Source organism: Spirosoma montaniterrae, from assembly GCF_001988955.1.
GTDB classification, from domain to species: domain Bacteria; phylum Bacteroidota; class Bacteroidia; order Cytophagales; family Spirosomataceae; genus Spirosoma; species Spirosoma montaniterrae.
The window spans coordinates 403,816-429,439 of sequence record NZ_CP014263.1; the positions used below are offsets into that span (position 1 = coordinate 403,816).

Consider the following 25,624-nt stretch of genomic DNA (forward strand, 5'->3'; position numbering starts at 1 on the left):
AATGGCCCGGTTTTATTCGGCTATTTCCTGTGGTTTAGCTTCGGCTTCGTGCGCGGCTTCTTCGGGCAGATGCATGACCCGGTAGGCCAGCACTCCCATTGCCAGAGCATAAAACGCAAACGGAGCGCGGGGTTCTAACGCTGTCAGGGCGGTGGTGGCTACTGCCGTAGCAAAACTTGCTACTCCGCCCAATGCCTGCGTGTTTCCAAACAAACTGCCTTGCCCGTCGCTCCTGGCTATAACCTTCGACATCAGCCCTGAAATCAGCCCCGCCAGCAAACCGATGGTCAGTGCATCGGCAGCACCGGCAATGTATAACATAGTTACGTTGCTACCGGCAAAGGCGTAAAGAGCCATTGTGCCAATACCCGCTAAGCTAACGGCAATCAGCAGTTTACGCTGGTTGACATGCTTGACGATAATCTGAAAAAATACCAGATTGACGGTTAGGTTCAGCAGGCTGTGGTAAATAAAAAAGTACGACGCCTGACGGGGTGTCAGACCGAGATCGCCCGTGACTAAATAGGCAATGAAATAATTGTAATAGCCCAGCGAGGCCAGCGACAGCAGTTGCAGAATATAAATGGATTTGAACCCTTTTAACTGCTTATCGACGTCGGATAACTGATTCCAGAGTGTTATTACTTTCACGGCATTGAACGCTTTTTCTTTCAGTTCGGCCCTGTTGAGCGGCTCGGTATCTTCCTGACAGGTTTCTTTGAAAATCAGCGTCAGGCCAATGTTGATGAAGGCGAGTATCACCATCATACTAACCAATGGCTGCGGGTCGTAACGGGCCTGGGGCAGCATGATGATTAGCACACCGCCCACAGCAGGCCCGAAAACGGCACCCAACGCCGTAATACTGCCCTGAATGGCGGTTTGTTGTACTAAATCTTTCTTATCGGCAATATCGACCACCGCCGACCGCAGCACCGACGTCATGCCGTTGGTAGTGCCCTCGAAAGCCCGATTACTGAGGTAGCCCCAGGCTTTTACCGGAAACAAAAACAGCGACGCCAGCAGCGAACCTATGGCTGTACCAATCAGTACAGGCTTGCGGCCCCGCTTATCGGAAATGGCTCCCAACACAGGCGAACAAACCAATTGAAGACCCAGCAGCAGTGCGCTTCCGGCCATTACCCAAACCGTTCGGGCGGGCAGGTCCTGTGTGTATTTGTTGAAGAGTGGCCCCAACCCTCCCGTAATCACGGCGTCGATGAAGGTAATACCGTAAATTAGTGCTAATCGTGGGTCTTTGAACATAACGTTGTGCAAAAAACTGGCCCACCGAGTGGCGGGCCAGTTGATTAGGTAAACGCGATGTAAATTGAATTGGCTTGGCCCGTTGGATAAGTTAGGCCAGTTTATTGCCTACCATACGGTCATACACGTCGTCGAAATCGGCGTTTCTGCTCTGCCGGTAATGGTCGGCATGGTAGCGGTCGAGCTTATCCAGAATGTGAACCAGCAAGGCTTTTTCGCCATCGGTGAGCGAACTATAAGCCACGTCGGCCACGCGGTCCATAACCGGAAATGCCCGCTGGATACCGGCCAGACCTTGTTCTGTAATGCGCAGTCGCTTAGAACGCCGGTCGTGTTCATCCGGAAATTCTTCCACGTAACCCATAGCCATCAGCCGATTAATTACGTCGATGCCCGATGCAAATTCGGCCATCATTTCGTAGATCAGCTCACTCTTTTTAGGCGTTCCCATCTGCACCAGTACAATCAGGTACACGGGGTCATCGATGCTCCTGAAGTCGAGCGGCTGCATCGCCTTTTTCGAGTACAGATAAGCGTACTTCGCCATGCGACCAACCAGCGCACCCAGCCGGGCTTCTGGCCGAATAGCAATCAACGATTTATTCGCTTTCCCAGTCAGGCTTTCTACCCACTGCTCGTCGCGCAGGCCGTTTTCTTCCGTAACGGGGTGGTGGTGTTCTGACGGAACCACCTGTGTATGTTCAGTTAAATAGTGCAGGCAAAACCCCGCCACATCGGCCTCGGTCCGGGCTTCGCTGTAGGTTGCCCACGCATTTACAAGTTCGATAAGTCGTCTCTCTCCCTGATCCATAACGCTATGATGTCGTACTGATTACCATCTATTAAACGTGAATTCATTACGAAAATAAAATATTTTTCGTTCTACTAAAACAATTACTACAAATCCGTAGTAATATTGCAGTGTAAAATCATAAAAACTATGATTGCGGAATTAAAATCAGCCGGTAAAGAGTACAAAACCGGCGATCAGACTATTGTGGCATTACAACCAACTACGCTGCAATTAAACGAGGGTGAGTTGCTACTCATCATCGGGCCGTCGGGGTCGGGTAAAACTACCCTTCTGTCGTTGTTGGGCTGTGTTATTTATCCAAGCTATGGCGACTTGTGGGTCGATGGCGCACACGTTAACAAGCTGAAAGAAACGGCCTTAGCCAAACTCCGGCTCAATACCATCGGGTTTGTATTCCAGAATTTCAATTTGCTGGCTCCGCTCACTGCCGAGGAAAACGTGATGATGCCCCTGCAACTACAGGGTGTTGGCGGCTCCGAAGCCCGCGACCGCACCGAACAGGCCCTGAGAACGGTTGGCATGACCGACCGGCGCAGGAACCTGCCCAAACAACTGTCGGGCGGTCAGCAGCAGCGCATCGCCATTGCCCGCGCCTTAGTCACCAACCCCAAACTCGTGCTCTGCGACGAACCTACGGCATCGCTCGACAAAGATTCGCTCGGTATTGTGATGCACGAACTACGCAATCTGGCCGACGGCGGCAAATCCGTCGCCGTGGTCACGCACGACCCGCGCCTGAAGCAGTACGCCCACCGGATTGTGGAGGTGGATAATGGAATGGTAAAAGAAGTGTCAACTTTTAACGAATAATGCTGATGAAACCTGTTCCCTTAAACGCAGAGAGAAGAGAGGAATGCGCAGAGTGCGCCGAGCTTTTCTTTGCGCCCTCTGCGAAAATCTCCTTTCTCTCTGCGTTTATTATACTTCTATTAACATCCTGTTCCAGCAAAGAGTCCAAACCCGCCGAACAGCAGGATAGCGTCCGCACGGTGCAAACGCCGAAGCGCATCGATGAAGTAGTGGGTATTGCTGTGATTGAACCGGCGGCCCGCATCAGTCAGCTATCTGCCGAAACGGGCGGATTGGTCAAACGTATCAGTGTCAATATTGGCGATCAGGTGAAAAAAGGGCAGGTTGTCCTGACGATGGACAACGCTGTTGAAACGGCCCAGCTTCGGCAGGCGAACGTAAAGATCAGCACCCAGCAGGACGCCATCGAAACGGCCCGGCAAAACGTACAGACACTGCGCGTACAACTCCAGAAAGCCGAAGCCGACCTCAAACGCAACCAAACGCTATTTACTGGAAATGCCCTGACCAGGAAGGAGTTAGATGATTCGCAGTACCAGGTCACGAACCTGCAACAGCAAATTCGGGCGTCGGAAGCGCAGGTGCGGCAGGCCGAGAGCCAGATTGGTTCGCTACGTGCCGACATTCAGTATGCCAACACGGTAGCGGGTCTGAAAACGGTGAAGGCTCCCGACAACGGTACGCTGTTGAGCCTCGACGCCAAAGTAGGGCAGTTTCTGACCAGTAACCAGTCTATCGGTGATTTCGCCCCCGCCGGGCCGCTTGTGGCCGTCACGGAAATTGACGAACTGTTTGCGCTCCGGGTGAAAGTCGGTCAGAAAGCCTACGTTCGGCCACAAGGTAGCGACGAACGCCTGACGACCGGTACGGTAGTGCTGACCTCGCCTTATCTCCGCAAAAAATCGCTCTTTTCCGACAACGCGGCCAACCTCGAAGACCGGCGCGTTCGCGAAGTGCGGGTACAGTTAGACGACCCCGGCAAGGTTATCATCGGGGCAAGGGTAGAGTGTGTGATCTCTGTCAACTAAATAGTTATGACACAGAGATACGCGGAGGAACACGGAGATACACAGAGAAAATGTTTGCTTTCCTGAAGAATACCTCTGTGTATCTCCGTGTTCCTCCGTGCAGCTCTGTGTCCCCAAAAATCATGCTACGAACAGCTTTCAAATTCATCCGCTACGACAAGGCAAAGTCCTTCGGGGCGTTGGCGGGCATTGTAATCTCGGTGTTCCTGGTGGGGCAGCAGGCGGGTATTTTTATCTTCCTGACCGACGCCATGCGGAGCATTGTCGACAATAACAGAGGCTACATCTGGGTCACGGACGAAACCACTACCAACGCCAATCAGCTTAGCCTGCTCGATGTCAGGAAGGGCAACGAAATTGCGTCGCTGCCGGGTGTGGAGCGGGTGTATCCGGTGGTGATAGCCGGTGCCGGAGCCAAGTTTGCCAACGGCGAAACGGGCGGATTTTCGCTCATCGGATCGCAGGCACCCAACTTTGTGGGTGGCCCGTGGCGGCTCTATACGGCCAAACCGCAGGACATGCTGCCCGATGGTGCGCTCATCACCGATTTTTACGATGCAAAAGCTCTCGGCGGACTAAAACCCGGCGACTATTTTGAGGTGAACGGCAAGAAAGTCTATAACGCCGGGCTAACACGTGGGGCGCGGAGTTTCGGCGGGGGACTGCTGGCTTTCACGACCATCGAACGTGCCCGCTACTTAGCCAATGTACCAACCAATAAAGTGAGCTTTTATTTGGTGAAACCGAAACCGGGCGTAGCCGAATCGAAGGTGATCCAGGTCATCAACCGGAGCATCAATGGCGTGCGGGCCTGGAACGCGCAGGAACTGTCGACCACCACCGTCAAAACCGTACTGGCGACCAATGGCATTGCCGCATCGTTCGGGAGTTTGATTGGGTTCGCGATCATTTCAGGGCTGGTTATCATCGGGTTAACGCTCTATTCAGCCGCCATCGACCGCATCAAAGACTACGGCACGTTAAAAGCTATCGGGGCCACCAACGGCTACGTCAGTCGCCTGATTATGACTCAGGCTCTGCTGTTTGCCATTGTGGGGTACACGGTTGGCCGGTTTATGGTCGAGGGCTTTCGACTTGGTATTGCCGAGTCGGGCACCCTGTTTTACTTCCCGGTCTGGTTCGAGTACGCGCTGTTTGTGGTTACGCTGGTGATCTCGCTGGGCGGCAGCGTATTTGCCATTCGTCGGATTATTTCATTAGAACCGGCTTCGGTATTTAGGGGATAAAATCATTGAATGATTGACTGGTTGAATGATTGAGTGTGATAGCAGGGCATCATGCTTCCAGTTGATTAATCGCAAATAGCCATGAAAAAGATAGGTGTTCAGATTGCACTGATGATGTTATTTAATCACTCATTCAGTCAATCATTCAATCCTTCAGTTAGTCAATCATTCAATCGTCTTACCCTCCCGCAGGCGTTGCAACAGGCGCAATCGAACCGGCTGGAGTTGACAAATCAGCAACTGCAAACGCAGATTACGGAAAGCGATGAAACCCGCCGACGTGCCCGCTGGCAACCGCAGGTGAACGCCGGAGCTGATTTTCGCTGGAATACGCAAATTCAGCGAAACATTATCAGGGGGGGCTTTACCGGCACCGGCACCGATCAGGTGCTGCAATTTGGTACGCCCGTCAACAACGTGCTGAACGTGCAGGCCGAACAAAAAGTCTACGACGCGCAGAGCCGCATCGACCGGCGCATCAACCGGTTGAACGTTGACAATCAACAAGCTACGCTCGAAAAGCTGAAAGTCGATGTGCGACAGCAGGTAACGGAAGCGTATTATCAGGCCGTGTTCAACCGCGAAAAACAGCGGCTGTCGGAGCAGGCAAAAATGCGGGCGCAAAGCTACCTCGAACAGGCACAAACCCGACTACAGGCCGGAACACTGCTCAAAACCGACCTCGACCGCTTCGCCCTCGACCTGAGCAATGCCGACCTGACCCTCCGAAACGATCAGCGCGACTATGCGCTGAGTCTCGATAACCTGCGCTACCGCATCAACAGTCCGCAGGCTGTTGAACCCGCCGATTCGCTGGGGCGTTGATTGCGCAGTTTCAGGCGCAGGAACTGGCTACGGGCGAACGCATCGAACTGCGGCAGGAGGAACTAAGCCGACAGGTGAATGAATTGAATCAACGGCGCGAACAGGCTCGGCTGGCTCCGGTCATAACGGCCTATGGTGCGTATTTCGCCCAGCAGTTTGCCGATACGTTCAACCCATTCCAGAGCGGCACCTGGTTTCCGTACAACTACGTCGGTCTGCGGCTGAACGTACCGATTTTCGACGGTCGGCAAACCCGGCTCAATCGTCAGGATTATGTACGCCGGGTGCAGATCAACCAGAATACCATTCAAAGGCTCCGCAACGATTTTGACTACGAAAGTCGGGCGGCCCGCAACACGCTGGATCAGGCCCGCGAAAACCTGATTGAAACGCAGAAAAACATTGTTCAGGCACAGCAGATTCTGGCTGTTGACCGCGTTCGGTTCGATGCCGGTACGCTCGTTCTGGCCGACTTTCGCAATAGCGAATACGCGCTGCAACAAGCTGAAAACAATTATCTCCGCGCCATTTACGACGTGCTGTTAGGACAGTTGCAGGTACGGCGGGCGTTGGGAACCCTGTAGAGACGCGAAGGGTCGCGTCTCAGGAACCGGATGGTATGGTTGGGTTTACCAAATGGGTTTCGCCTGCCGGATGGTTTCGCCTACCAGATGGTTTTACCTGCCGGATGGGTTTACCTGCCGGATGAGGAGACGCGAAGGGTCGCGTCTCTACGGTGAAGCGTTACTATGTGGCGGACTTCTCGTCTGTAGGGTAAAAAATGAGCCAGAAGCGATTTGCGGATCAGTATCGAATAGAATCTACGCGGTTGGCGGAATACGATTATGGGTCAAATGGAATGTACTTCATCACCATTTGCACGAAAAATCGTGAATGCCGTTTTGGTGAAATCATAACCGATTCAAATGGGGAATGGTTTCTCCAACCAACACCCATTGGGCAGCGTGTGCTGGAAGGCTGGCACGCCATCTCTCACTATCAACCGTATGTTTTGCTGGATGTCTTTCAGCTTATGCCCAATCATTTGCACGGTGTTCTGTGGATATGTAAGGACAACTATGAGGGTTGGCAACCGAACGTGTTTGGACCTCAACGGCAAAACCTGGCTTCCATTGTCCGAGGATTTAAATCTGGCGTGAAGACGTTTGCGACAACTAATGGTCTCGTCTTCGATTGGCAACCCCGCTATTATGACCGGGTCATTCGCAATATCGACGAACTGAACCGAATACGACAATACATAGATGCAAACCCTTACAATTGGTATAAAGATCAGGATAATAGCGAGAATCTATATATGTAGAGACGCGACCCTTCGCGTCTCAGGCACCGGCAGGCAGAATCATCCGGCAGGCAGAATCATCCGGCGGGGAGAACCATCTGGTAGGCAAGACCATACCATCCGGTTCCTGAGACGCGAAGGGTCGCGTCTCTACAGGTGGTCAGAACTGTAATACGTAGTACTGGCACAGAAATGTCTGGCCGAACTCGTGGATGATTTTCTGATAGGTTGGCACGAAGCCGTAGCGTTCGTAGAAACGCATCAGCGCGGGGCGGGTGGCGTCGGTCTCTAACTGAATTTCGTGGATGCCCCGTTTCAGGCACTCGGCCCGGCAGAAATCGAGTATGGGCGCAAACAGATTCTGCCCGGCAAACTGACGCCGAATGGCTACTTTATGGATGAACCCCGCCGTATTATCAGGTACGTCGGCGTAGTAAAGCGGGTCTTTCCACTGCAGAATGAACGTTGCAGCCGGGGTTTCGTCGGCATACAGCACATAAGCATTATCGCGGGTGTAGACATCGAAAAGGTTTTCGGGCGTGAGCGTATCGATCTCCCACATTTCGTGGCCGTTATCGGCGAGCCACTGGCCTACTTCGCGAACAATCGACAGAAAAACATCGGGTTGGTCGTTACAAAAGCGAACTGTCATGTTGCAAGTTTACGGCAGTTTTTGTTGGTTGCCGTATGGTTGATTATAATTCAAAAGAATGGCTTAGAACCATTTTTTCATTAGACAAGGGCGATACGGCCCGTAAGCTGGGTCCTTCGCTGCTTGGTGTACTCGTCTACAGTACGGCTGTAGCGTATTTTATCATCGAGTACGTTCACCCCGGCCCCGATTCCGATCTGAAAAATGGAGCTATCATGCACTCGCTGCTGGGCTTTGTCATTTCAATGCTGCTCGTATTTCGCACCAATACGGCCTACGACCGCTGGTGGGAAGGCCGCAAAGCGTGGGGAAGCCTGACCAACAACTCGCGCAATTTAGCTATAAAACTGGCGCATATTCTCGGTGAAGCCGACACCGCCGACCGACAGTTTTTTCGGGCCATGATTCCCAACTACGCGTTTGCGCTGAAAAATCACCTGCGCGGTCAGGCCCGGCCCGACGAGTTGGTAGCCTGCCCCGGTTTCGACCCCGCTTCGGTTGATTTGCAAAAACACCAGCCGAATCAGGTGGCGATGCGGCTTTTCGGAAAAATGGACGAATTATATCAGCGGGGCGTTATCCGGGCCGAGCATCTGCTGGTGCTTAATGCTGAATTCCAGTCGTTTACCGACATCTGCGGCATTTGCGAACGCATCCACACCACGCCCATTCCGTACTCGTACTCGTCGTTCCTGAAAAAGTTTGTGGCCCTCTACTGCCTCACGCTGCCACTCGGTTATGTGCTGTCGCTGCATTACTGGGTCATTCCGGTGGTGCTGATTGTGTTCTACGTGCTTGCCAGTTTAGAACTCATCGCCGAAGAAATCGAAGACCCGTTCGGCACCGACGCCAACGATCTCCCCACCGACCGCATGGCAACCAACATTCGGAATGCCGTAGGCGAGTTATTGTAGTTCCCAGCCAAATGTCAGCCCTGCGTTAACAGTGGTGAAAATCATTCTCATCTTACTCTCCACTCACCACCTCGCTCAGGGCCGAAACGCCGTTTTCGTTGAAGGCTTCGATGGCGAAGTAATACGGTACGCCCACGTTCAACGCCCGCAACTCGAAGGGACTGGCCGTGTCGTGGTGGGCCGAACGCGGCCCGGCCTGATCGTGAAAAAACTGGTAGGTCTGGTAGAGCTTATCGGGTGCGATACCCCAGCGGATGTTGTAGCCCGTTGCGCCGGGTACTTTGCCCCAGCTAATGTCGGCGTTGCGCTGGTCTTTCTGGCGTTTTACGGTCAGGCCGGGGGGCGTGGCGGGGGCTTTGCCAGTGCCGGTGCCAAAGACCCGGAAAGCGTTGATGCTGAGGTGTTTTCCGGCAGTGTAGACGTGTTCATAACGCACATACCGCGCCCGCACGGGTTTGCCATCGGCCCGAACCGAAATCTCAACGTAAGCGCAGGCATGGTCTTTTTTGGGTTCTTTCGTCAGGTCAGCTACGGTTTCCCAGCGTTTGCCATCCAACGAAGTCAGAATTTTAAATTGGGTGTAAACCGTTGAATCGGAGTCGAAAATATCGAGTTTGTAGTCGAAATAATCGACCTGCACGGCCCGGATGTCAGCTTCTGCGCCGAGGTCGGTGGTAAGCGTTTCGCCTGATTTGTTTTGCCCGGCCACCCAGAACGTGCGCGGGTTCTCGTCGGCCACGCGGTCGGCGGTAACAGTGTCGGTGGGGGCAGTTGCCAGCGTAGACGAGGCCGTTACGGGTTTACGGTAATTGAGCAGCATCCAGCCCGTGAAGAGTTCGTCGCGGTTTGTCCATTTCCCGGTAGGCAGGTAGTGCGGGTAATCGCCGAATCGGGTGTTCACGTGCATCTGATCGTCTTTGTCGAAACCGGCGGGATTCATCACAATGCGCCGTTCCATACCCCAGTTCACGCCAATCCAGGTGGTGCCGGTATTCCAGTAGTTGCCGTAATTGTCCTGAAACGTGTTGCCGTGGCCGCAACCCGTCGCAAAGCCGCCCGGCTTGTAGGCAATGGGGTTGTAGGGCGCGTACTCGAACGGTCCCAGCGGGTCTTTGCCTACATACGTGCCGTTGCCATACACATTGTATTCAGTGCCGGGTGCGCCATATTGCAGGTAGTATTTGCCGTTGTATTTGGTCATCCAGGCTCCTTCCGTAAACGGCTTGAACGGGTCGGAGTGGTTCGGGCCGAAGCGTTCCCAGCCGTGTTTGTAAGGATCGAGCCAGAACATGGCCTTGTAGGCTTCAGCGGGATTGTTTCCGGCGTAGGTGAGCTTGCGGCTTTTGTCGAGTTCGGCCCCGAAAATCGGGTACACGTTCGAGGAACCCCAGTACATATACCACTTGTCGGTGTCGGGGTCGTGGAAGAGGGCCGGGTCCCAGGGACCGATGTCTTTGGGCAGGCGCGGCAACCAGCGGTTGTAAAACTTGAGTTTACCTTTCTCCGGCTCGGTCGAGATGAAAATGGGCCGTTGCTCGAACGTACTTTGAAACAGATACAGCGTATCGCGCACCGACAGAGCCGCCGGGGCACACATATCTTCCATCGGCCATTTATCGGGCACTACGTACCGCCAGTTGCTGAGGTCTTTCGAATGCCACCACCCGCCCTGAATCGTCACGAACAAGTAGTACTCCCCTTTGTGATTGATAATAACGGGGTCGGCCCCGGAGCGGTACGAAACCCGCTCGTTCATCTGCTCAAAATTATACCGATAACTAATGTCCATCGGGTTGCAGTAGGTCCGGGCCGGGCTGCGGTCAGCCGCGTTCGGCTGCTTCGGCGTTTGGGCCGTGGCAAATGCGGAGAGCAGGCACAGGGCAAGGAGCAGGCGTAACGTGTTCATAAGGCGAAAGTAAAGGTTTTTAAGAGCCAACCTTTCGGTAAAATTATTCCAGTTTTACCAACATTACGGGCGATAATAGCTTCTAATTAGATAATTACCATTCAGTCATGGAAACTCAGCGAAACGAATTAAAAGACAAAGTAGCTTTGGTTACGGGCGCAGGGTCGGGAATCGGCAAAGCAGCGGCCCTGCTCATGGCCCGCGAAGGAGCAAAAGTGGCCGTGTTGAGCCGAAGCAGCGATGAGGTCGATCAAACGGCCAACGAGATTCGACAGGCCGGGGGCGAAGCCCTGTGCGTTACCGCCGACATCTCGAAAGTCGAAGACATGCAACGGGTCTATGCCGACATCGAACAGCAGTTTGGGCGGTTAGACATCGTGTTTGCCAACGCGGGTATCAACGGCGTGTGGGCACCGCTCGATGAACTCGAACCCGACGAGTGGCAAAAGACCATCGACGTAAACCTGAACGGCACCTTCTATACCGTCAAATACGCGCTGCCATTGCTGAAAAAGCAGGGCGGCTCTATCATCATCACGGCGTCGGTAAACGGCACCCGCATTTTTAGCAACACGGGCGCAACGGCCTATTCCTGCACCAAAGCCGCGCAGGTAGCCTTCACGCAGATGGCCGCACTCGAACTGGCGAAACATCGCATTCGGGTCAATGTGGTATGCCCCGGTGCTATCGACACCAATATTGACGACAGCACCGAAAAACGCGCCATCGATCAGGCTAAAGAACCGGTCGAGTTTCCCGAAGGCAAGATTCCGCTGACCGACGGCAAGTCGGGAACCAGTAAACAAGTGGCTGATTTAGTGCTGTTTCTGGCGTCTGACCGGGCCAGCCACATCACCGGCACGCCCATCTGGATCGACGGTGCCGAATCGCTGCTGATGGGCTAATTTTTTTTGACCGAACATCAGCTTGCCCAGCAGATGGGCCGCGAACGATGGTATGCATCGTATAAAACCCGCATCTGTCGGGTAGAACGCGATTATTTTTTTTGAAGCAGACTGAACCTTTATAATTTATAACACTGTTACAGATTCGTGAATCGAAAAGCAATTTATCAGGAAGATTTAAAGGCCGATATTCTCCGGCACACGCTGGCATTGGCTGGTGAAGAAGGCTGGCCCGGTGTATCGACCCGAAAAATTGCGGATCGGCTTCAAACCAGTACAACAGCTATTTATCATTATTTTGGTAGTAAAGAGGCTATTCTGGAAGAACTTCAGCGCGAAAGTTTTCGCCAACTGCGCGACATCCTGATCGTGGCATTGGCTGAACGGGATGGCAAGCCTAAAAAGCAACTAAAGGCTGTTTCGCTGGCAATGCTGCACTTCGCACGGAATAACCCTGAGCGATATGCGCTGATGTTTAACCTCGACGGAGCGGTATGCCGGAACGATGCCACGCACGAAGCCGCCGAAGGCATGACACAGATTCAGACAGTGTTGCGGCAACTGACCGACGATGACGTTGAATCCGTGTTTGTGCAGTGGTTTGCTATGATGCAGGGCTTTGTTGCACTCGCGCGGCACGATTGTAAGCCCGAAGCTACAGGCCGGTTCGAGCGGCTGATCGATGAAGCAATTAGTCGATTTATTAAGGGGCTGTAATTTTTTTAAGCATTTAAAAACAGTGTTATAAAAAAAACCAATGATTTAAAATTATGAAAACTAAACGATTTATTCTGACAGGACTGCTCGGACTGCTATCGGTACAGTTCGGTACGGTAGGCGTGTTAAAAATCATCGGCTTTGCACCACTCTACCAGCAACTCGCCACGCTGCACGTTGATCAGACAGGCGGTTTGCTCATTGGTATTGCCGAGGTGTTGGGGGTTATTGGTCTTTGGATCCGGCCTACGCGCCGACTGGCCTTGCTGGGCTTACTACTGCTGTCGGTTTCTGCCATTGCTATACACGTCGGAGCCGTTCGACCTTTTCAGGAGGCAATTCCGGCAACAGTAGCTACGGTTTTGTTGTTAACAGCACTGTTACCTATTGAGAGAGAATCATACCTGTGAAAGCCATTCAATTTACGCAAACCGGCGGGCCAGACGTTCTGGCTCTCGTAGACCTGCCCACACCAACGCCTAAAGCGGGTGAAGCTCTTGTTCGTCATACTGCTATCGGCATTAACTACATCGACACCTATCACCGCAGCGGCCTGTACCCGGTACCGTTGCCCTACGTGCCTGGCAATGAAGGCGCGGGCGTAGTGGAAGCCGTGGGCGAAGGCGTTACGGTTGTAAAACCCGGTCAGCGGGTAGGCTACACGACCCACCCTGGCTCCTATGCCGAATACAATACCGTTCCTGCCGATAGGCTCGTACCAATTCCCGATGGGCTAACCGATCAGCAAGCAGCAGCCGCGCTGTTGCAGGGTATGACGGCGCAGTATCTGGCCTACACAACCTACCCAATCCGGCCTGGCGATACAGTACTGATTCATGCCGGTGCCGGGGGCGTTGGCCTGCTGCTGACGCAAATAGCCCGCCAGCGTGGTGCCCGCGTAATTACGACGGTTTCGACCGAAGAAAAAGCCCAACTCTCGCGCCAACACGGTGCCGATGAAGTGATTCTGTACACCCAAACCGACTTTGCCGATGAAATACGTCGACTTACGGGTGGTCAGGGCGTTCACGTTGTGTATGATTCAGTAGGTCAGAGTACGTTTGAGGGAAGTCTGAACAGCCTGCGCCCGCTTGGCGCGATGGTATCGTTCGGGAATGCAAGCGGAGCCGTACCGCCGTTTGCGCCCGCTATGTTGAGTGCTAAAGGTTCGCTCATGCTCACGCGGCCCAAACTGAATGATTATATACTGACCCGGCAGGCTCTGCTCGAACGGGCCGGTATGGTATTCAACTGGGTAGCGTCGGGCGAGTTATCGCTGCTGATTCAGCCGCCCTACGCGCTGGCCGATGCCGCCCAGGCCCACCGCGATCTGGAAGGACGTGGCACCACCGGGAAGCTGCTGTTGTTGCCGTAACAGGCAAATAAGCCGAATATCATTACTCGAAAGCAATGACATTCGGCTTATTTGCCTGTTATACAGCGAACGCTGACCTACTTCGCCAACTCCGAAACCATCTTCATACCGCCCTGAATAACAGCTTCTTCTTTAATGAAGCGTCCGCTACCGTCGGTTGCCATGTAGAGGGTACGGCTACCGGCAGAACCATCGGCGGGTTTGATCTCCACTTTCCAGGCATCGAATGTGCCAGCGGGTACCGTTACCGATTCTTTACCGACAACCGTCAGCGCATACGCTTTTGTCTTCTGTTGTGTCAGATCGAAATTTCGGTAGGTGGTCGAGTACCCTTCTTTGAGTGGCAGGGTGGCTAATTGCAGCCCGTCGCCCCCGCCGTCGGCGAAGAGTGCGCCTTCCAGTTTGCTGTCGATGGGCTTATTCTGGCCGTTCATGCCCATTGTGCCCGTCACTTTCTCTGCCGTGTAAGTTGTTTCAATGGTAACGGGGCCTTGTTTTATGGCCCGTTTCACCGGAGCCAGCGTGGCTTTCGTCACCTCTACTTCGTCGGTTATCTCGCCGGTCATGGCTGAGCTAACCTTATCGCTGATTTTCAGGTTGTCGCCCGCTTCGGCTACCGTAATCGTGCGGTCCATCGGAATGTTCTGGCCCTGCGCTTCGAGGTTTACTTTGTACGAATAAACACCCGCTTTCAGGTTGCCGCTGGGTTTCGGAGCTTCGTTGGAAACGGCCACTTTCTTCGCCAGCGTTACGGTTTTGGGGTCAACCGTAATTTCGGTCAGGCGTTTGGCAATGTTATCAGGCATCGACTCCTGATACCGTCCACCGAGGTGCTTTGCCAGAAACTTCTCCGCAGCCGCCAAAGCCGCCTGGCTGTTTACGGGCCGCGCAAAACCATGTCCTTCGTCGGGCGCAACGATGTATTCAACCGGGAAACCCCGGTCGCGCAGGGCAATCACAATCTGGTCTGACTCGGCTTTGTTCACGCGGGGGTCGTTGGCTCCCTGAATCACCAGCAGCGGAGCTTTAATCTTGTCCGACGAATTCAACGGTGAAGCCTTCGTTAGAATAGCCTTGCCTTCGGGGGTGTTGGGATCGCCCATCCATTCGTACATTTGTTTGCGGCCCGCTTCCCAGTAGGCCGGAATCGAATTCAGCAACGTCAGCAGGTTCGACGGCCCCACATACGACACCCCGGCGGCATATACGTCGGGCGTGTAGGCCAGACCAGCCAGCGTGGCATAGCCACCATACGAAATCCCCATGATACCGACGCGCTTGGGGTCAACAATGCCTTTGGCAATCAACTCTTTAACCCCCCAGGTAATATCATCCTGCATGAGCAGACCCCACTGTCTGTTGCCTGCGTTCAGAAACTTTTTGCCGTAGCCGGTCGAGGCCCGGAAGTTGGGTTGCAGCACCGCATAGCCCCGGTTGGCGAGGAACTGCGAAAACGAATCGTACCCCCACGTATCACGCGCCCACGGGCCACCGTGCGGAAACACCACCAGTGGCAGGTTTTTAGCCGCAACGCCTTTGGGTAAGGTCAGATAGGCCGGAATCTCCAGACCGTCCGACGATTTGTAGCGCAGTGTTTGCATCGGTGCCAGGTCAGTGACGGGCAGCTTCGGGCGCGGGCGGTACTGGAATGTCAGCGTTTTGGTCTGTCGGTCGTAGAGGTAGGTAGCACCGGGGTCGATGTCGCTCGTGGCCGAAACCAGCCAGTACCGTTCGTCGTTGGTGTGGCTGCCGAAATAAGCATCTACGTTCGGCAACTGTTTCTTAATCATGGCGTAATCGGTCTGGAACGACTTATCTTTCCAGAGGTAGCGCACCCGGTCGTCTTCGTAGATGGTATAAATGGGTTCGCGGGTTTTTTCCGAAAAAGCCATGTTGCTCAGGTCAACGCGCTTCATCGGGTCAACTTCATACGTTTCTGATTTCCCGCTTTCGGGGTCCATCAGCAGCACCTCGGTCAGGTCGCGCTCATTGCCGGTGTTAGAAATCAGGTAAACCCGCTTGTTGTCTTTCGTAAAACCCGCAATACCCGCGTTTTCGCCAAGTTTGGCCGAGTAAATCTTCTTTAAACCGTCGGCATCAACGCGCAGAATGTCGGTACTACCGTCTTCGTTCGAGCGGCTGGCAAAACGCAGCTTGTCGTCCCAGTCGAAATCCCAGCCACCGATACGGTCGGTATTTTTCCGAACCAGCGTTTTCTCGCCTGTTGTCAGGTTCAGTTTGTAGAGGTCGTGCCAGGCTTTGTCGCGCTCGTTCAGGCCGATATAAATGCTGTTAGGGTCGGTTTTGGGGACGTTGTAGATGTACACTCGAACGCCTTTCAGTCCCGTCAGGTCGCGGGCGGTGGGTACGTCCTGCCCGGCTTTCAGAGTCTCGACGGGGTTAACGGCGTAGATGTTAAAATTCTCATCTCCGCCCTTATCCTGACTGAATAACAGGTACTTGCCATCGCGCGACCAGAAATACCCACGAATGGGCCGGGTGGTGTCGGCAGTCATGGGTTTGGCCGCCGGGAAGGGCGCGTTCAGGGCTTTGACCCAGATGTTGCGGGTGCCTTTGTAGGGCTTGATAAACGACATGAATTTGCCATCGGGCGAAAGCTGCGCCCCGCTGATTTCGGGGTCGCCGAAGAACAAATCACGGTCGATGATGGGCGGCAGTGCCGTGGCCGAAGCAGCCGGTTTGGTGGGCGCGGTCTGTGCCGACACCGCAAGGGGCGACAGGGCCACCAAACCGAGCAGGATAAGCGTTAATGTTCGCATGATAGGAGCATATAGTTTGAATGACAAATATACATGCACCCCCGTATCGTTGCTTATTCAAAGGTATATACTGTATAATCGGTTAAGGGCGGGGTTAAATGGCGGTGCGTTCGGCTACCATCACCTGTTGCGAATCCGAGAATACCCAAATCACTTTACCGGTGCCAAAATCGAGCAGTTTGCGCGTCTTCAGGTTGACGTAGTTTCGGTCTTCAACGTTCGACAGGTCGGCTTTTACGTCAATCTCGATGGCAACCAAAGCCGGTACGCTGGCGTATTTTTTGTTGATTTTATCGGGCGTCAGCACGGTTCGGTCGTAGATGGCTACGTCATGCGAGAGGTTGCTGCGATGGTCCAGATGAACGCCTGCTTCGTTGGAAGCAAACCAGTATCGGCTTTCATCGAGTGAGCGATACATAATTTTCATAAAATAAGATACCAACACCCATTGTAACGTACTCGATCCCATAACTTCTTCGGTGGTTTTGCGGCCTGCCAGCACCTCGCGATAGCCCTGATAATATAAAGGACGGCCATCCAGCATTTCATATACCAGCGATTCGGGTATGATTGCCGGGCGTTTGGTCGAAACGGCTGTTAATGTCCGACGCTTTTTAGGTTTGGTTTCCATTATGTTGCTGATTGAGTGGCATCAGTCAAAGATAACAATCTTATTCGAGTGCCTGATATACAGCCGTGCGGAACTTGCGGACAAAATCGTTGTAATGAGCGTAAGGCTGTACGTTGGTGAACACCAGCAAAATCAGGTCTTCTTTGGGGTCGATGGTAAATTCGGAACAGTACATGCCGCCCCACGTGTACGCGCCCGGCGTGGCCTGATCGCCGTAGTGACTACCTTCGGTAATTAGCTGAAAACCAAGCCCGAACTTGTCTTCGCGTTCCCATACTTTAGCCGCACCGATTTGGTTACGTGTCATCATCTCGACGGTTTTCCGTCCCAGAATCCGCCGGTTGTTAAAGGTGCCGCCGTTGAGCAGCATCTGACAAAATCGGGCGTAATCTTCGACGGTGCTAACCAGCCCCGCCCCGCCCGAAAAATAGGTCCGTGCACCCGAAATGGCGTAGTTACGGTAGGTTTCGTTGGGGTGCAGCACCAGCGGCCTGTCGGCTTTGCCTTTGTCGTAGAGTTCAACTAACCGACCGGCTTTATCGCTGGGTAAATAAAAATAAGTGTCAGTCATACCGAGCGGGTCGAGTACGCGCTCACGCAGAGCCACGTCGAGCGGTTTGCCCGACAGCACTTCAACCAATCGCCCGATAATATCGGTGTTCAGGCCATAAACGAAACCTTTACCGGTCGAATCAGTGCCCGGATCGTTGAGCAGCGGGCGCGTAGCAAGCCGGTTTACAACGTCTTCGAGCTTGTCGGGTTTTACCGAATTAAAGAACGGCACGGCAAATTCGGGGCGGTTCTGGAGCGGGTGTTCGTAGGGAATGCCTGCGTTGTGTGCCAGCAACTGCCGAATGGTTATTTCAGATTTGGCCGGGCGGGTTTGGTAACTGCCTCCAGTGGGGTTCTGTCGGTCGTAGCTGACCAGCACGTTGGCGTTTTTGAAAGCCGGAATGTATTTGCTGATAGGGTCGTCGAGCAGAAACTTTTCTTCCTCGTGCAGCGTCATCAACGCCACGGTCGTAATGGCTTTTGATTGCGAGGCAATGCGGTAAATAGCATCGCGCCGGAGTGGAGTTTTCTTTTCCAGATTGCTGTATCCGAACGCTTTATGATGCACGACCTGCCCGCGCCGGGCCACAAACGTAACGGCGTTGGGCGCAATACCCTGATCGACCAGCCCCTGTAGAAACGCGTCAACGCGGTTGAGTCGTTCTGGCGAGAAACCAACTCCGGCGGGCGATTGGGCGGGCGTAAACGTTTGCGGTTTCGGCTGCGCGAAGAGTGAGGTTGTGAGTAAGAGTAAGGCGATGTAGCGCATAAAAAATTGTGTTTAAACCAGATTCCAATCCCACACGACCACCTGCCAGGTTTCGCCTGCATTGGGCTCATAAAACTCGTGAACTTTCTGAAAACCAACGCGTTCATGGGCGCGAAGGGAGCGCGTGTTGCGAGTCGAGATGTCTGTAACCAGCAATTGATGCCGATTGCCGTAAGTAGCCCGGTGGTGGGCATACAGTTTATCGAACAACCCCTGCCCCCGGTAGCCATCGGCCACACACACCTGCCCCATCAGGTAATAAGCATACTGACTGATAGGTTTACCTTTGTAAGGAAGTGTTTCGCAAAGGTTGAACAGACTTTCGAGTTCAGGAACGGCATCGCGCACGGCGGGCATGGCCGTGATGGCGTAGCCTACTACACGATCTTCGTCTTTGGCAAGTACGCTTGGCCCGGCAGCGTGCATCACCTGCATTTGGTCGAGCGTGTATAACAGCGTTACAAAACCATCACGCGATTGGCTTTCGGGCGAGATATTTTTAACCTGATTTTGTTGTTGTAGAGTCAGAATACCGCGCAGGTCGTCGTCGGTTTGGGCAAGCGTAATCGTAATCATTTGGTTGGGTGGGTGTTGGTGACAATCAAATATTGAGCAGCCGCGTAGGTGCTCATGATGAACAAAGTAGCCCCGTCGAAGGGCGACAGAAATGCGTTGATGGCAATCGCCGAATCAGATAAAATAAAGAGTATAGCACCCAGCAGCACGGCTCCGTAGCCCGGCAACCTCCGACGTAGCGACGCCATCAGGCCCATACCGGTCAGGCAAAACACGTATAGCAATACCGGAATCCAAAGTGGCTGTAAGGCTGGTTTTTCAACAAAAGCCGGGCGAAGGTTAGCTAAGAAAAAGACCGAATAAAGCACGAATGACAGTGCGTAAAGCCCCACCATTTTTACTGAAACCGGCCCGAAGCCCCGCGTTGTGCTAAACGACAAACTATACAGTACCTGCATGACTAAAAACGACGCCAGTCCTAGCCCGAACAAATCAACTTCCCGAATCATCAGAAAAACATCACCCAGCAAGGCAAATACCATCCCGACACGCAACAGCCATAACGACCGGCTTGTGGGTATCGACTGTTGCCGCGACCAAACCAACAAAAGCCCCATAATCAGTGGTTTGCAGCCGTAATGCAGCCAGCGAACGCCAGACACATCGCCCAGAATTTCCAGTCCCGTAACAGCAACAAACAGCAGTAAGAACCAGCGGGCAGGCGGGTTGGTCATGGCTCAGGCGACAGTGATTTTAGGTAAACCACGCAGAAATGTCGGGTCAATGTCGGCACCAATGCCGGGCGCGTCGGGCAACTCGATGTGATAGTGATTTTTGTAGCGAATGCCGCCCTGCACAGGATCGTCGGCGTGTTCAAAACAGGCGTCGAGGTCGCAGAAGCGCACGTTTTGCCGTGCCGAGGCAAAGTGGGCATTGGCCGTTAACGCCAGCCTCGACTCCGACATGCAGCCAATCATGCACGGCACGCCAGCGGCTTCGGCAATGGCGTTGATGTTCAGGGCTTCCCGAATACCACCGCTTTTCGACAGTTTGATATTGAAATAATCAACGGCTTCCTCGCGCACAAGCCGGATGGCATCGGCACCATCGAACAGGCTTTCATCGGCCATAATCGGCACATTGCCAGCCGCTTTGAGTTTGGCTAAATGGTGAATATCGGCTCTACGAACAGGCTGTTCGCAATACTGAAACTGATGTTCGATAAACCGGGTCTGGGACAAAATCTCAGACGCAGTAGGGTAGTCCCAACCCTGATTGGCGTCTAACCGATAGGGAACGTGGTAGTATGTTCGTTCGGGAAACGTAGCCGACAGAGCCTGCTCGATGGCGTAGAGTCGGTTCAGGTCGTCGGGTGCGTTGGTGCCCAATTTAATTTTAATAGCAACTCCGCCGTTTTCATAAATACGTAGGGCGTTCTCAGCCATGCGTTCTGGCGTGTCGATGTATATGGTTTCGTCGGTCACGAGCGGGCGTTTCGCTCCACCCAGAAACGCATACAGCGGCAGGTTGGCGGCTTTGGCGGCTATGTCGTACAAGGCCATGTCGAAGGCCGAGCGGGTAGTGGGGTGGCCGGGCAGATAGCGGCTTAGCGTCGACACACAACCGTCAATATCGAGCGGATTACGGCCCAGCAGGAGCCGGGCCATGTCCTGCGCTGCTGCCAGCCCCGACGCCTGTGTTTCGCCAACAATCATCCAGAACGGTGAGCCTTCGCCCCAGCCCGTCAGTCCGGCATCGGTCTGAATTTCGATGAGCAGATTTTGAGCGTTTTTGATGGTGCCGAGCGAAATGGAGATGGGCGCTTTCAGCGGAATGTCGTATTGGTAAAGTTTTATGGCAGCGATAATCATTGCGTAATGTATAACGGAGATATGTCAAACCTACTACTTTTTGCGTAGTGGTATAGGGGAATCCTGGACCCCAGACCAAAATTTTGTAAAAGTAAATGTTGTAGCAACATCTATTTTTGTTTCGCACCTGTGTCTCAATCCTCTTTTTTTCTTGCCAGGCTGTTTTTCAAGGGCTACCGTCTGTATCTGCTTTTGTGAGAACGGGAGATTACAGTAACCTATCTAATGATTTTAAGTATCATTTAAGAAGCTGTTACAGTAAAGTCTTAAAAAAAGAGCGTTCATGATTACAACTCTACAGCCCATTCAGGCTGTTTCGTCGGCATTGCGAAACGTCCTGAAACACCAGATAAAAGAACTTTTGCAATGGTTTGGTGCCAATTTATTAACAAAACAACGTACTGAAGCGTACCTCGATCAACATCAAATTGCGGTTCATCAGCACGACATAATTCAACTACATCCTGTTGTCGACATCGCCGATCCGGGCAAAACCATTTTCGGTACTACAAAAGCCATAACGACGCGCAGTTATGTGTGGCGTTATGAAAACATAGACCGGCAAGCGTCTCTGCACAGATCGGGCCACGTCGTTATTCAGGGGCATGTGCTCTGCACGGATTATAATAATCGCGATTTTCTTACCGATTTAGTTACCGATTTTTTCTGGCATACCCAACGAACCAACCTACAGACACCAACATTACTGGCTCCGTGGAGTCAGTATACCAACGGCGTGGTTTTTGGCGGTTATTATGACTTTATGTTGCTGATAGCGGCTAAGTTATGCCGCATGAAAAATGCGCTGCCCGAATCGCAGTTTACCGGCGCAGTAGTTGCTTATCCTCTTTTTAATACCCAATACGAACGCGAGTTTCTCGCTTTGATGGGCTTCTCGCCCGAACAGGTAGTAGACAGCCAACATACCACCGTGCAGTTTGATCGGTGTATTCTGGGAAATAGCGGAGACTGGACCTACCCGAACGTGACAGATATGTTGCAGTTGCGTCAGTTTATGCGTTCCAAAATACCTCCGTTGCCTGTTCGGCAGCATAACCGCATTTATATCCGCCGGGCCGGACGGCGTCGGGTCCTGAATGAAGATGCGCTGATGGCTCTATTGACAAAATACGATTTCACGATTGTAGACGATCAGCCGCGCACCCTGGCCGAGCAATTTCATTTGTACAACGGGGCATCGTTCATTATGGGGCCACACGGGGCGTCGTTCACCAATATACTCTGGTGCGAGCCGGGTACGCATCTGCTCGAGTTGTTCTCTCCCCGTTACGTTCGCGATTATTTTCGTTATATGGCCCACGCGCTTGGCCTGCATTATTCAGCTTATTTTCATGGCCCATCGATACCTGATAACGACCGGGCCATAGCTGATGATATCACTGTCTCCATAGCCGAGCTGGAGCCGTATTTGGCAGCATGTTTTGCTGGTAAAGCCTGAACCAATCACCACTTGTCTTATCGGCTGGTTTCTTTTTCGATCAGTTCAGTTAAGAATGCTGCCGTTTGCAGGCCAATGAGCCGCTGGGTAAGTTGACCATTTTTAAAGAGCAACAGCGTTGGAATTTCGTCGACCTGCTGAGTTTGCATCAGTGCCTTGCTTGCATCGGCATCGGCTTTCACGACCAGTAGTTTACCGGCATATTGTGTTTGTAACTGCTCCATGATGGGCATCATTTTCTGGCAGGGCGCACACCAGGGCGCGTAAAAATCGACCAGCACCAAACGGTTGTTGGCTACGGTCTGTTTCAACTCGTCGGGGCTGATGGCTTTAGCCGACGGATTGATTTTAACGCCTTCTACCGGCTTCAGTTTCGTGGTCCATTTCAGGTAGCCGCCCGCCAGTTCATAAACAGCAGCAAAACCTTGTTCGCGCATCAGTTTGGCTGCTTCAGCAGACCTTCCTCCGCTCAGGCAATACACAAAAACTGGTTTTGTTTTATCCAGCCCGCTTATAGTTTGCGCAAAAGCCGCCTGCCGAAAGTCAATGTTCTGGGCACCTCTCAAATGCCCCCCGCCAAACTCGCCGGGCGTTCTGACATCGATTAGTTGCGCAGTAGGCGACTGTTTCAACTGCTGCTCAAACGCATCGGGTGCGAGACTTTGCGCCGTAGCCGATGCTGTAGTTAGTGCCAAAATGGCAATCAATATCTTTTTCATAATGGGTAAACGCCGAACGGCGAAGCTGAGTAGACTACCATGTGTTTTCCAGATCCTCGGCCCGATAGCGATGATTACGTTCTTTATAAAGCGTCGGGAGTTGCGGCCCGTTTGTGAGGGCAAGGGCGTTGCGTCGTAGAAGACGGTAGAGTAGGGCGAGGGGCAGTAAAAACACGAAAAACAACAGAGATAGCAGCAACTTCGAGTTGACATAACCTAATCCCCGCGCCAGTTTGTACCACCCTATAGCAATCCACCGGCTTACGTGGGGCAGAAATAGTATACACATGCCGATGCCAAATGCCGCGTAGAGCCAGATTGGGTAGTGGCTCTCAGTGAATATATGGAGTGCAAGCAGGCCAACCATGATAGCCGTATTTGCTTTCCAAACGTTCAGTTCCGATAGTTCTTTAGGGAGCATAACCCAGGAGTTTTATCCATGTTTTAGCCGGAAGTGGGCGACGGACAGTCAGAACAAGGTATAAATGAAGGGAGCAATTGCAGACCCTCCCCCAATCACTATAATCAGGCCGAGTAACAGGAGTAAAAGTATAACGGGAGCCAGAAACCACTTCCGTCGCTCTTTTATAAACCTGAACAGATCAGTCAAAAAATCCATACCAAATGAGTAAGACAGTCAATAGCCGGTGACTCAGAAGCGTCAGGGCTAATGTTCGGTGAATTTACTAATCCAAAACGAATTCTCCGTGCCAGTTGCTTTTTTCGTGCCAGACGGGCTGATTTCGCTTGTCGAAGAGGTAGTTTCCAATAGCTACGTAATCCATCCCGGTGCGCATGAAACAACGGTAGGCATCGTCGGGCGTACAAACGATGGGTTCGCCCCGAACGTTAAAGCTGGTGTTAATGACTACGCCATAGCCCGTTTTTGCTTTGAATGCCTCGATCAATTGGTGATAGCGCGGGTTCGTTTCGGGGTGTACCGTCTGAATCCTTGCCGAATAGTCGATGTGCGTGATGGCGGGCATGTCGGAGCGCGGATAGTACAGTTGGTCAGACAGCGGCCACTCGTGGTAGTCGTCGGGTAAGGTACGTTGGCGTGACCTGACGACCGGATGCACCAGCAGCATATACGGCGACACCCCTTTGTAATCGAAATAGTCTGCTACGTCGGCGGCAAGTACCGAAGGGGCAAAAGGCCGGAACGATTCACGGTACTTGATGTTCAGGTTCAGCTTCTTTTGCATGGCTGCGTTGCGCGGGTCGCCCAGAATACTGCGACCACCGAGGGCGCGCGGGCCAAACTCCATCCGCCCCTGCACCCAGCCTACTACGTTTCCTTCGGCCAACAGTTCAGCCACCTGTTTCATTAGTTTGGCATCGGACAGGTATGTAGCGACGCCCCCATAGTTGCGTATCGTTCGTTCGATGTCTTCCTGCTGAATACCGGGGCCAAGATAACTGCCCTGCATGGCGTCAAGGCCGGTAGCAACCTGCCGGGGTCGGTCGAACCCGATGTGGTAAGCCGCCAGGGCCGCACCCAATGCTCCGCCTGCGTCGCCCGCTGCTGGCTGGATATACACGTCGTTGAAGACATTCGCTGCCTGCAACTTGCCGTTCGAGACGCAGTTGAGCGCGACGCCCCCCGCCATACACAAGTAATCGGCCCCAGTCAGCCGCTGGGCTTCCTGAGCCATTCGTAATACCACCTCCTCCGTAACGCGCTGAATAGCAAGACTCAGGTTGCAGTGCTGTTTCGTTATTTCTTCTTCGGGTCGGCGTTGCCTGATGCCGAATAGGGCCTCCCACTTTGGAACCTGGACCATCCTCAGGCCAGTAGCGTAATCGAAATAGGTCTGATCGAGCCAGAGCGACCCATCTGGCTTAAGCGAAATCAGTTTGTTATGAATCAACGATACATAGTGTTCAACCTCAGCCGATTGCGGATCGCCGTAGGGCGCAAGACCCATCAGTTTATACTCGCCCGAATTGACCCGGAATCCCAAAAAATAGGTGAAGGCGGAGTAGAGTAGCCCTAATGAATGCGGAAAATGTAACTCTTTGAGGATGCTGATGCGGTTGCCTTCGCCGAGACAAATCGAGGCCGTAGCCCACTCGCCCACACCGTCGATGGTGAGGATGGCGGCCCGTTCGTATGGTGAGGGATAGAACGCACTGGCAGCATGGGCTAAATGATGTTCGGTGAACAGTAATTTCCTGGGGAGAGCACCGTCGGGCGAGAGCTTCGCCAGTTCTTCGCGCAGCAGACGTTTGAGGAATAGCTTCTCGTTTAACCACACCGGCATGGCCGCTAAAAACGACCGCAGGCCGCGTGGTGCAAAGGCGTAATAGGTTTCCAGTAACCGCTCAAACTTGAGCAGGGGTTTGTCGTAAAACACAACAGCGTCGATGTCTTTCGGGCGTAGTCCGGCGTAATCGAGGCAGTAGTGGGCAGCGTGTTGTGGGAAGCCTGAATCATGTTTTCGCCGGGTAAATCGTTCTTCCTGCGCGGCAGCGACAACCGTACCGTCTATCACCAGTGCCGCAGCCGAATCGTGATAATAGGCCGATATTCCTAAAATGGTTGTACGTGCCTGATTAGTCATC

General features: G+C 53.1%; 26 protein-coding genes. 12 read left to right on the forward strand and 14 right to left on the reverse strand.

All coding sequences use genetic code 11. The features are described from left to right. Positions 1-12 precede the first annotated feature (12 nt). Together AWR27_RS01740 and AWR27_RS01745 are read right to left on the reverse strand one after the other, a co-directional pair. Positions 13-1,266 (reverse strand): MFS transporter, encoded by a 1,254-nt coding sequence (locus AWR27_RS01740; protein ID WP_077129600.1) that lies wholly within the window; start codon positions 1,264-1,266, stop codon positions 13-15. 91 nt (positions 1,267-1,357) lie between these two features. Next, complete coding sequence (locus AWR27_RS01745; protein WP_077129601.1) at positions 1,358-2,077, reverse strand: MarR family winged helix-turn-helix transcriptional regulator; 720 nt, start codon at positions 2,075-2,077, stop codon at positions 1,358-1,360. A 129-nt stretch (positions 2,078-2,206) separates the two neighbouring features. Here AWR27_RS01745 and AWR27_RS01750 point away from each other — a divergent pair, with 129 nt between their 5' ends. The 6 genes from AWR27_RS01750 (at position 2,207) to AWR27_RS01770 (ending at position 7,314) form a co-directional block, all read left to right on the forward strand. Then, positions 2,207-2,890, forward strand: a complete 684-nt coding sequence (locus AWR27_RS01750; RefSeq protein ID WP_077129602.1) for an ABC transporter ATP-binding protein — start codon at positions 2,207-2,209, stop codon at positions 2,888-2,890. Positions 2,891-3,069: 179 nt separating this feature from the next. Beyond that, positions 3,070-3,918, forward strand: a complete 849-nt coding sequence (locus AWR27_RS01755) for an HlyD family secretion protein (protein WP_232325944.1) — start codon at positions 3,070-3,072, stop codon at positions 3,916-3,918. A 122-nt stretch (positions 3,919-4,040) separates the two neighbouring features. Further along, on the forward strand, positions 4,041-5,165 hold the full coding sequence (locus AWR27_RS01760; RefSeq protein WP_077129603.1) for an ABC transporter permease: 1,125 nt from the start codon (positions 4,041-4,043) through the stop codon (positions 5,163-5,165). 81 nt (positions 5,166-5,246) lie between these two features. Further along, a complete protein-coding gene (locus tag AWR27_RS25645) occupies positions 5,247-5,990 on the forward strand; it encodes a TolC family protein (RefSeq protein ID WP_232325945.1) in 744 nt (247 codons plus the stop codon). After that, a complete protein-coding gene (locus AWR27_RS25650) occupies positions 5,987-6,574 on the forward strand; it encodes a TolC family protein (RefSeq protein ID WP_232325946.1) in 588 nt (195 codons plus the stop codon). Before AWR27_RS25645 ends, AWR27_RS25650 begins: the two co-directional genes overlap by 4 nt. Before the next feature lie 197 nt (positions 6,575-6,771). Further along, a complete protein-coding gene (locus AWR27_RS01770) occupies positions 6,772-7,314 on the forward strand; it encodes a transposase (protein WP_077129604.1) in 543 nt (180 codons plus the stop codon). A 139-nt stretch (positions 7,315-7,453) separates the two neighbouring features. Here AWR27_RS01770 and AWR27_RS01775 read toward each other — a convergent pair whose 3' ends face one another. Next, entirely contained in the window at positions 7,454-7,945 is a 492-nt protein-coding gene (locus AWR27_RS01775; RefSeq protein WP_077129605.1) for a GNAT family N-acetyltransferase, read from the reverse strand. Between the two features lie 35 nt (positions 7,946-7,980). Here AWR27_RS01775 and AWR27_RS01780 point away from each other — a divergent pair, with 35 nt between their 5' ends. Then, the gene (locus AWR27_RS01780) at positions 7,981-8,859 is read left to right on the forward strand and encodes a bestrophin family protein (RefSeq protein WP_077129606.1); all 879 of its coding nucleotides are present in this window, start codon (positions 7,981-7,983) and stop codon (positions 8,857-8,859) included. Positions 8,860-8,911: 52 nt separating this feature from the next. On the opposite strand, the gene AWR27_RS01785 is transcribed toward AWR27_RS01780, so the two are convergent. Further along, positions 8,912-10,765: a family 43 glycosylhydrolase gene (locus tag AWR27_RS01785; protein WP_077129607.1), complete on the reverse strand. Its 1,854-nt coding sequence runs from the start codon at positions 10,763-10,765 to the stop codon at positions 8,912-8,914. A 107-nt stretch (positions 10,766-10,872) separates the two neighbouring features. Here AWR27_RS01785 and AWR27_RS01790 point away from each other — a divergent pair, with 107 nt between their 5' ends. From AWR27_RS01790 to AWR27_RS01810, 4 genes are all read left to right on the forward strand, one after another. Then, positions 10,873-11,670, forward strand: coding sequence for an SDR family oxidoreductase (locus tag AWR27_RS01790; protein ID WP_077129608.1), 798 nt, complete (start codon positions 10,873-10,875; stop codon positions 11,668-11,670). A gap of 147 nt (positions 11,671-11,817) precedes the next feature. Beyond that, positions 11,818-12,387 (forward strand): TetR/AcrR family transcriptional regulator, encoded by a 570-nt coding sequence (locus tag AWR27_RS01800; RefSeq protein WP_077129609.1) that lies wholly within the window; start codon positions 11,818-11,820, stop codon positions 12,385-12,387. 53 nt (positions 12,388-12,440) lie between these two features. Then, entirely contained in the window at positions 12,441-12,797 is a 357-nt protein-coding gene (locus AWR27_RS01805) for a DoxX family protein (protein WP_077129610.1), read from the forward strand. Continuing rightward, complete coding sequence (locus AWR27_RS01810) at positions 12,794-13,762, forward strand: quinone oxidoreductase family protein (protein ID WP_077129611.1); 969 nt, start codon at positions 12,794-12,796, stop codon at positions 13,760-13,762. The genes AWR27_RS01805 and AWR27_RS01810 overlap by 4 nt, the downstream gene beginning before the upstream one ends. 77 nt (positions 13,763-13,839) lie before the next feature. Here AWR27_RS01810 and AWR27_RS01815 read toward each other — a convergent pair whose 3' ends face one another. The 6 genes from AWR27_RS01815 to AWR27_RS01840 all read right to left on the reverse strand — a co-directional run bounded on the left by AWR27_RS01815 (position 13,840) and on the right by AWR27_RS01840 (position 20,881). Further along, the gene (locus AWR27_RS01815; RefSeq protein WP_083732723.1) at positions 13,840-16,542 is read right to left on the reverse strand and encodes a S9 family peptidase; all 2,703 of its coding nucleotides are present in this window, start codon (positions 16,540-16,542) and stop codon (positions 13,840-13,842) included. A 94-nt stretch (positions 16,543-16,636) separates the two neighbouring features. Beyond that, on the reverse strand, positions 16,637-17,173 hold the full coding sequence (locus tag AWR27_RS01820) for a Uma2 family endonuclease (RefSeq protein ID WP_198045090.1): 537 nt from the start codon (positions 17,171-17,173) through the stop codon (positions 16,637-16,639). A gap of 40 nt (positions 17,174-17,213) precedes the next feature. After that, the gene (locus tag AWR27_RS01825; protein WP_077129612.1) at positions 17,214-18,494 is read right to left on the reverse strand and encodes a serine hydrolase domain-containing protein; all 1,281 of its coding nucleotides are present in this window, start codon (positions 18,492-18,494) and stop codon (positions 17,214-17,216) included. Positions 18,495-18,506: 12 nt separating this feature from the next. Next, positions 18,507-19,070, reverse strand: coding sequence for a GNAT family N-acetyltransferase (locus AWR27_RS01830; RefSeq protein ID WP_077129613.1), 564 nt, complete (start codon positions 19,068-19,070; stop codon positions 18,507-18,509). Next, positions 19,067-19,744, reverse strand: a complete 678-nt coding sequence (locus AWR27_RS01835; RefSeq protein ID WP_077129614.1) for a lysoplasmalogenase — start codon at positions 19,742-19,744, stop codon at positions 19,067-19,069. Before AWR27_RS01835 ends, AWR27_RS01830 begins: the two co-directional genes overlap by 4 nt. A 3-nt stretch (positions 19,745-19,747) precedes the next feature. After that, a complete protein-coding gene (locus AWR27_RS01840; RefSeq protein ID WP_077129615.1) occupies positions 19,748-20,881 on the reverse strand; it encodes a mandelate racemase/muconate lactonizing enzyme family protein in 1,134 nt (377 codons plus the stop codon). A gap of 283 nt (positions 20,882-21,164) precedes the next feature. Between AWR27_RS01840 and AWR27_RS01845 the strand changes: the two genes are divergently transcribed. Further along, the gene (locus AWR27_RS01845) at positions 21,165-22,340 is read left to right on the forward strand and encodes a glycosyltransferase family 61 protein (protein ID WP_077129616.1); all 1,176 of its coding nucleotides are present in this window, start codon (positions 21,165-21,167) and stop codon (positions 22,338-22,340) included. 17 nt (positions 22,341-22,357) lie between these two features. On the opposite strand, the gene AWR27_RS01850 is transcribed toward AWR27_RS01845, so the two are convergent. From AWR27_RS01850 to AWR27_RS01860, 4 genes are all read right to left on the reverse strand, one after another. After that, entirely contained in the window at positions 22,358-23,059 is a 702-nt protein-coding gene (locus tag AWR27_RS01850) for a thioredoxin domain-containing protein (protein WP_077129617.1), read from the reverse strand. A 34-nt stretch (positions 23,060-23,093) separates the two neighbouring features. Continuing rightward, complete coding sequence (locus AWR27_RS01855; RefSeq protein ID WP_077129618.1) at positions 23,094-23,480, reverse strand: SxtJ family membrane protein; 387 nt, start codon at positions 23,478-23,480, stop codon at positions 23,094-23,096. Between the two features lie 48 nt (positions 23,481-23,528). After that, positions 23,529-23,678, reverse strand: coding sequence for a DUF5989 family protein (locus AWR27_RS25655; RefSeq protein ID WP_232325947.1), 150 nt, complete (start codon positions 23,676-23,678; stop codon positions 23,529-23,531). 67 nt (positions 23,679-23,745) lie between these two features. After that, positions 23,746-25,623 (reverse strand): carbamoyltransferase family protein, encoded by a 1,878-nt coding sequence (locus tag AWR27_RS01860; protein WP_077129619.1) that lies wholly within the window; start codon positions 25,621-25,623, stop codon positions 23,746-23,748. Position 25,624 lies beyond the last annotated feature (1 nt).

Excerpts from the sequence above, each read along its gene's own strand:
- AWR27_RS01740 (WP_077129600.1), bottom strand. The coding sequence starts at position 1,266 with ATGTTCAAAGACCCACGATTAGCACTAATTTACGGTATTACCTTCATC.
- AWR27_RS01745 (WP_077129601.1), bottom strand. The coding sequence starts at position 2,077 with ATGGATCAGGGAGAGAGACGACTTATCGAACTTGTAAATGCGTGGGCA.
- AWR27_RS01750 (WP_077129602.1), top strand. The coding sequence starts at position 2,207 with ATGATTGCGGAATTAAAATCAGCCGGTAAAGAGTACAAAACCGGCGAT.
- AWR27_RS01760 (WP_077129603.1), top strand. The coding sequence starts at position 4,041 with ATGCTACGAACAGCTTTCAAATTCATCCGCTACGACAAGGCAAAGTCC.
- AWR27_RS25645 (WP_232325945.1), top strand. The coding sequence starts at position 5,247 with ATGAAAAAGATAGGTGTTCAGATTGCACTGATGATGTTATTTAATCAC.
- AWR27_RS01770 (WP_077129604.1), top strand. The coding sequence starts at position 6,772 with ATGAGCCAGAAGCGATTTGCGGATCAGTATCGAATAGAATCTACGCGG.
- AWR27_RS01775 (WP_077129605.1), bottom strand. The coding sequence starts at position 7,945 with ATGACAGTTCGCTTTTGTAACGACCAACCCGATGTTTTTCTGTCGATT.
- AWR27_RS01780 (WP_077129606.1), top strand. The coding sequence starts at position 7,981 with ATGGTTGATTATAATTCAAAAGAATGGCTTAGAACCATTTTTTCATTA.
- AWR27_RS01785 (WP_077129607.1), bottom strand. The coding sequence starts at position 10,765 with ATGAACACGTTACGCCTGCTCCTTGCCCTGTGCCTGCTCTCCGCATTT.
- AWR27_RS01790 (WP_077129608.1), top strand. The coding sequence starts at position 10,873 with ATGGAAACTCAGCGAAACGAATTAAAAGACAAAGTAGCTTTGGTTACG.
- AWR27_RS01805 (WP_077129610.1), top strand. The coding sequence starts at position 12,441 with ATGAAAACTAAACGATTTATTCTGACAGGACTGCTCGGACTGCTATCG.
- AWR27_RS01815 (WP_083732723.1), bottom strand. The coding sequence starts at position 16,542 with ATGCGAACATTAACGCTTATCCTGCTCGGTTTGGTGGCCCTGTCGCCC.
- AWR27_RS01820 (WP_198045090.1), bottom strand. The coding sequence starts at position 17,173 with ATGGAAACCAAACCTAAAAAGCGTCGGACATTAACAGCCGTTTCGACC.
- AWR27_RS01825 (WP_077129612.1), bottom strand. The coding sequence starts at position 18,494 with ATGCGCTACATCGCCTTACTCTTACTCACAACCTCACTCTTCGCGCAG.
- AWR27_RS01830 (WP_077129613.1), bottom strand. The coding sequence starts at position 19,070 with ATGATTACGATTACGCTTGCCCAAACCGACGACGACCTGCGCGGTATT.
- AWR27_RS01835 (WP_077129614.1), bottom strand. The coding sequence starts at position 19,744 with ATGACCAACCCGCCTGCCCGCTGGTTCTTACTGCTGTTTGTTGCTGTT.
- AWR27_RS01840 (WP_077129615.1), bottom strand. The coding sequence starts at position 20,881 with ATGATTATCGCTGCCATAAAACTTTACCAATACGACATTCCGCTGAAA.
- AWR27_RS01845 (WP_077129616.1), top strand. The coding sequence starts at position 21,165 with ATGATTACAACTCTACAGCCCATTCAGGCTGTTTCGTCGGCATTGCGA.
- AWR27_RS01850 (WP_077129617.1), bottom strand. The coding sequence starts at position 23,059 with ATGAAAAAGATATTGATTGCCATTTTGGCACTAACTACAGCATCGGCT.
- AWR27_RS01855 (WP_077129618.1), bottom strand. The coding sequence starts at position 23,480 with ATGCTCCCTAAAGAACTATCGGAACTGAACGTTTGGAAAGCAAATACG.
- AWR27_RS25655 (WP_232325947.1), bottom strand. The coding sequence starts at position 23,678 with ATGGATTTTTTGACTGATCTGTTCAGGTTTATAAAAGAGCGACGGAAG.
- AWR27_RS01860 (WP_077129619.1), bottom strand. The coding sequence starts at position 25,623 with ATGACTAATCAGGCACGTACAACCATTTTAGGAATATCGGCCTATTAT.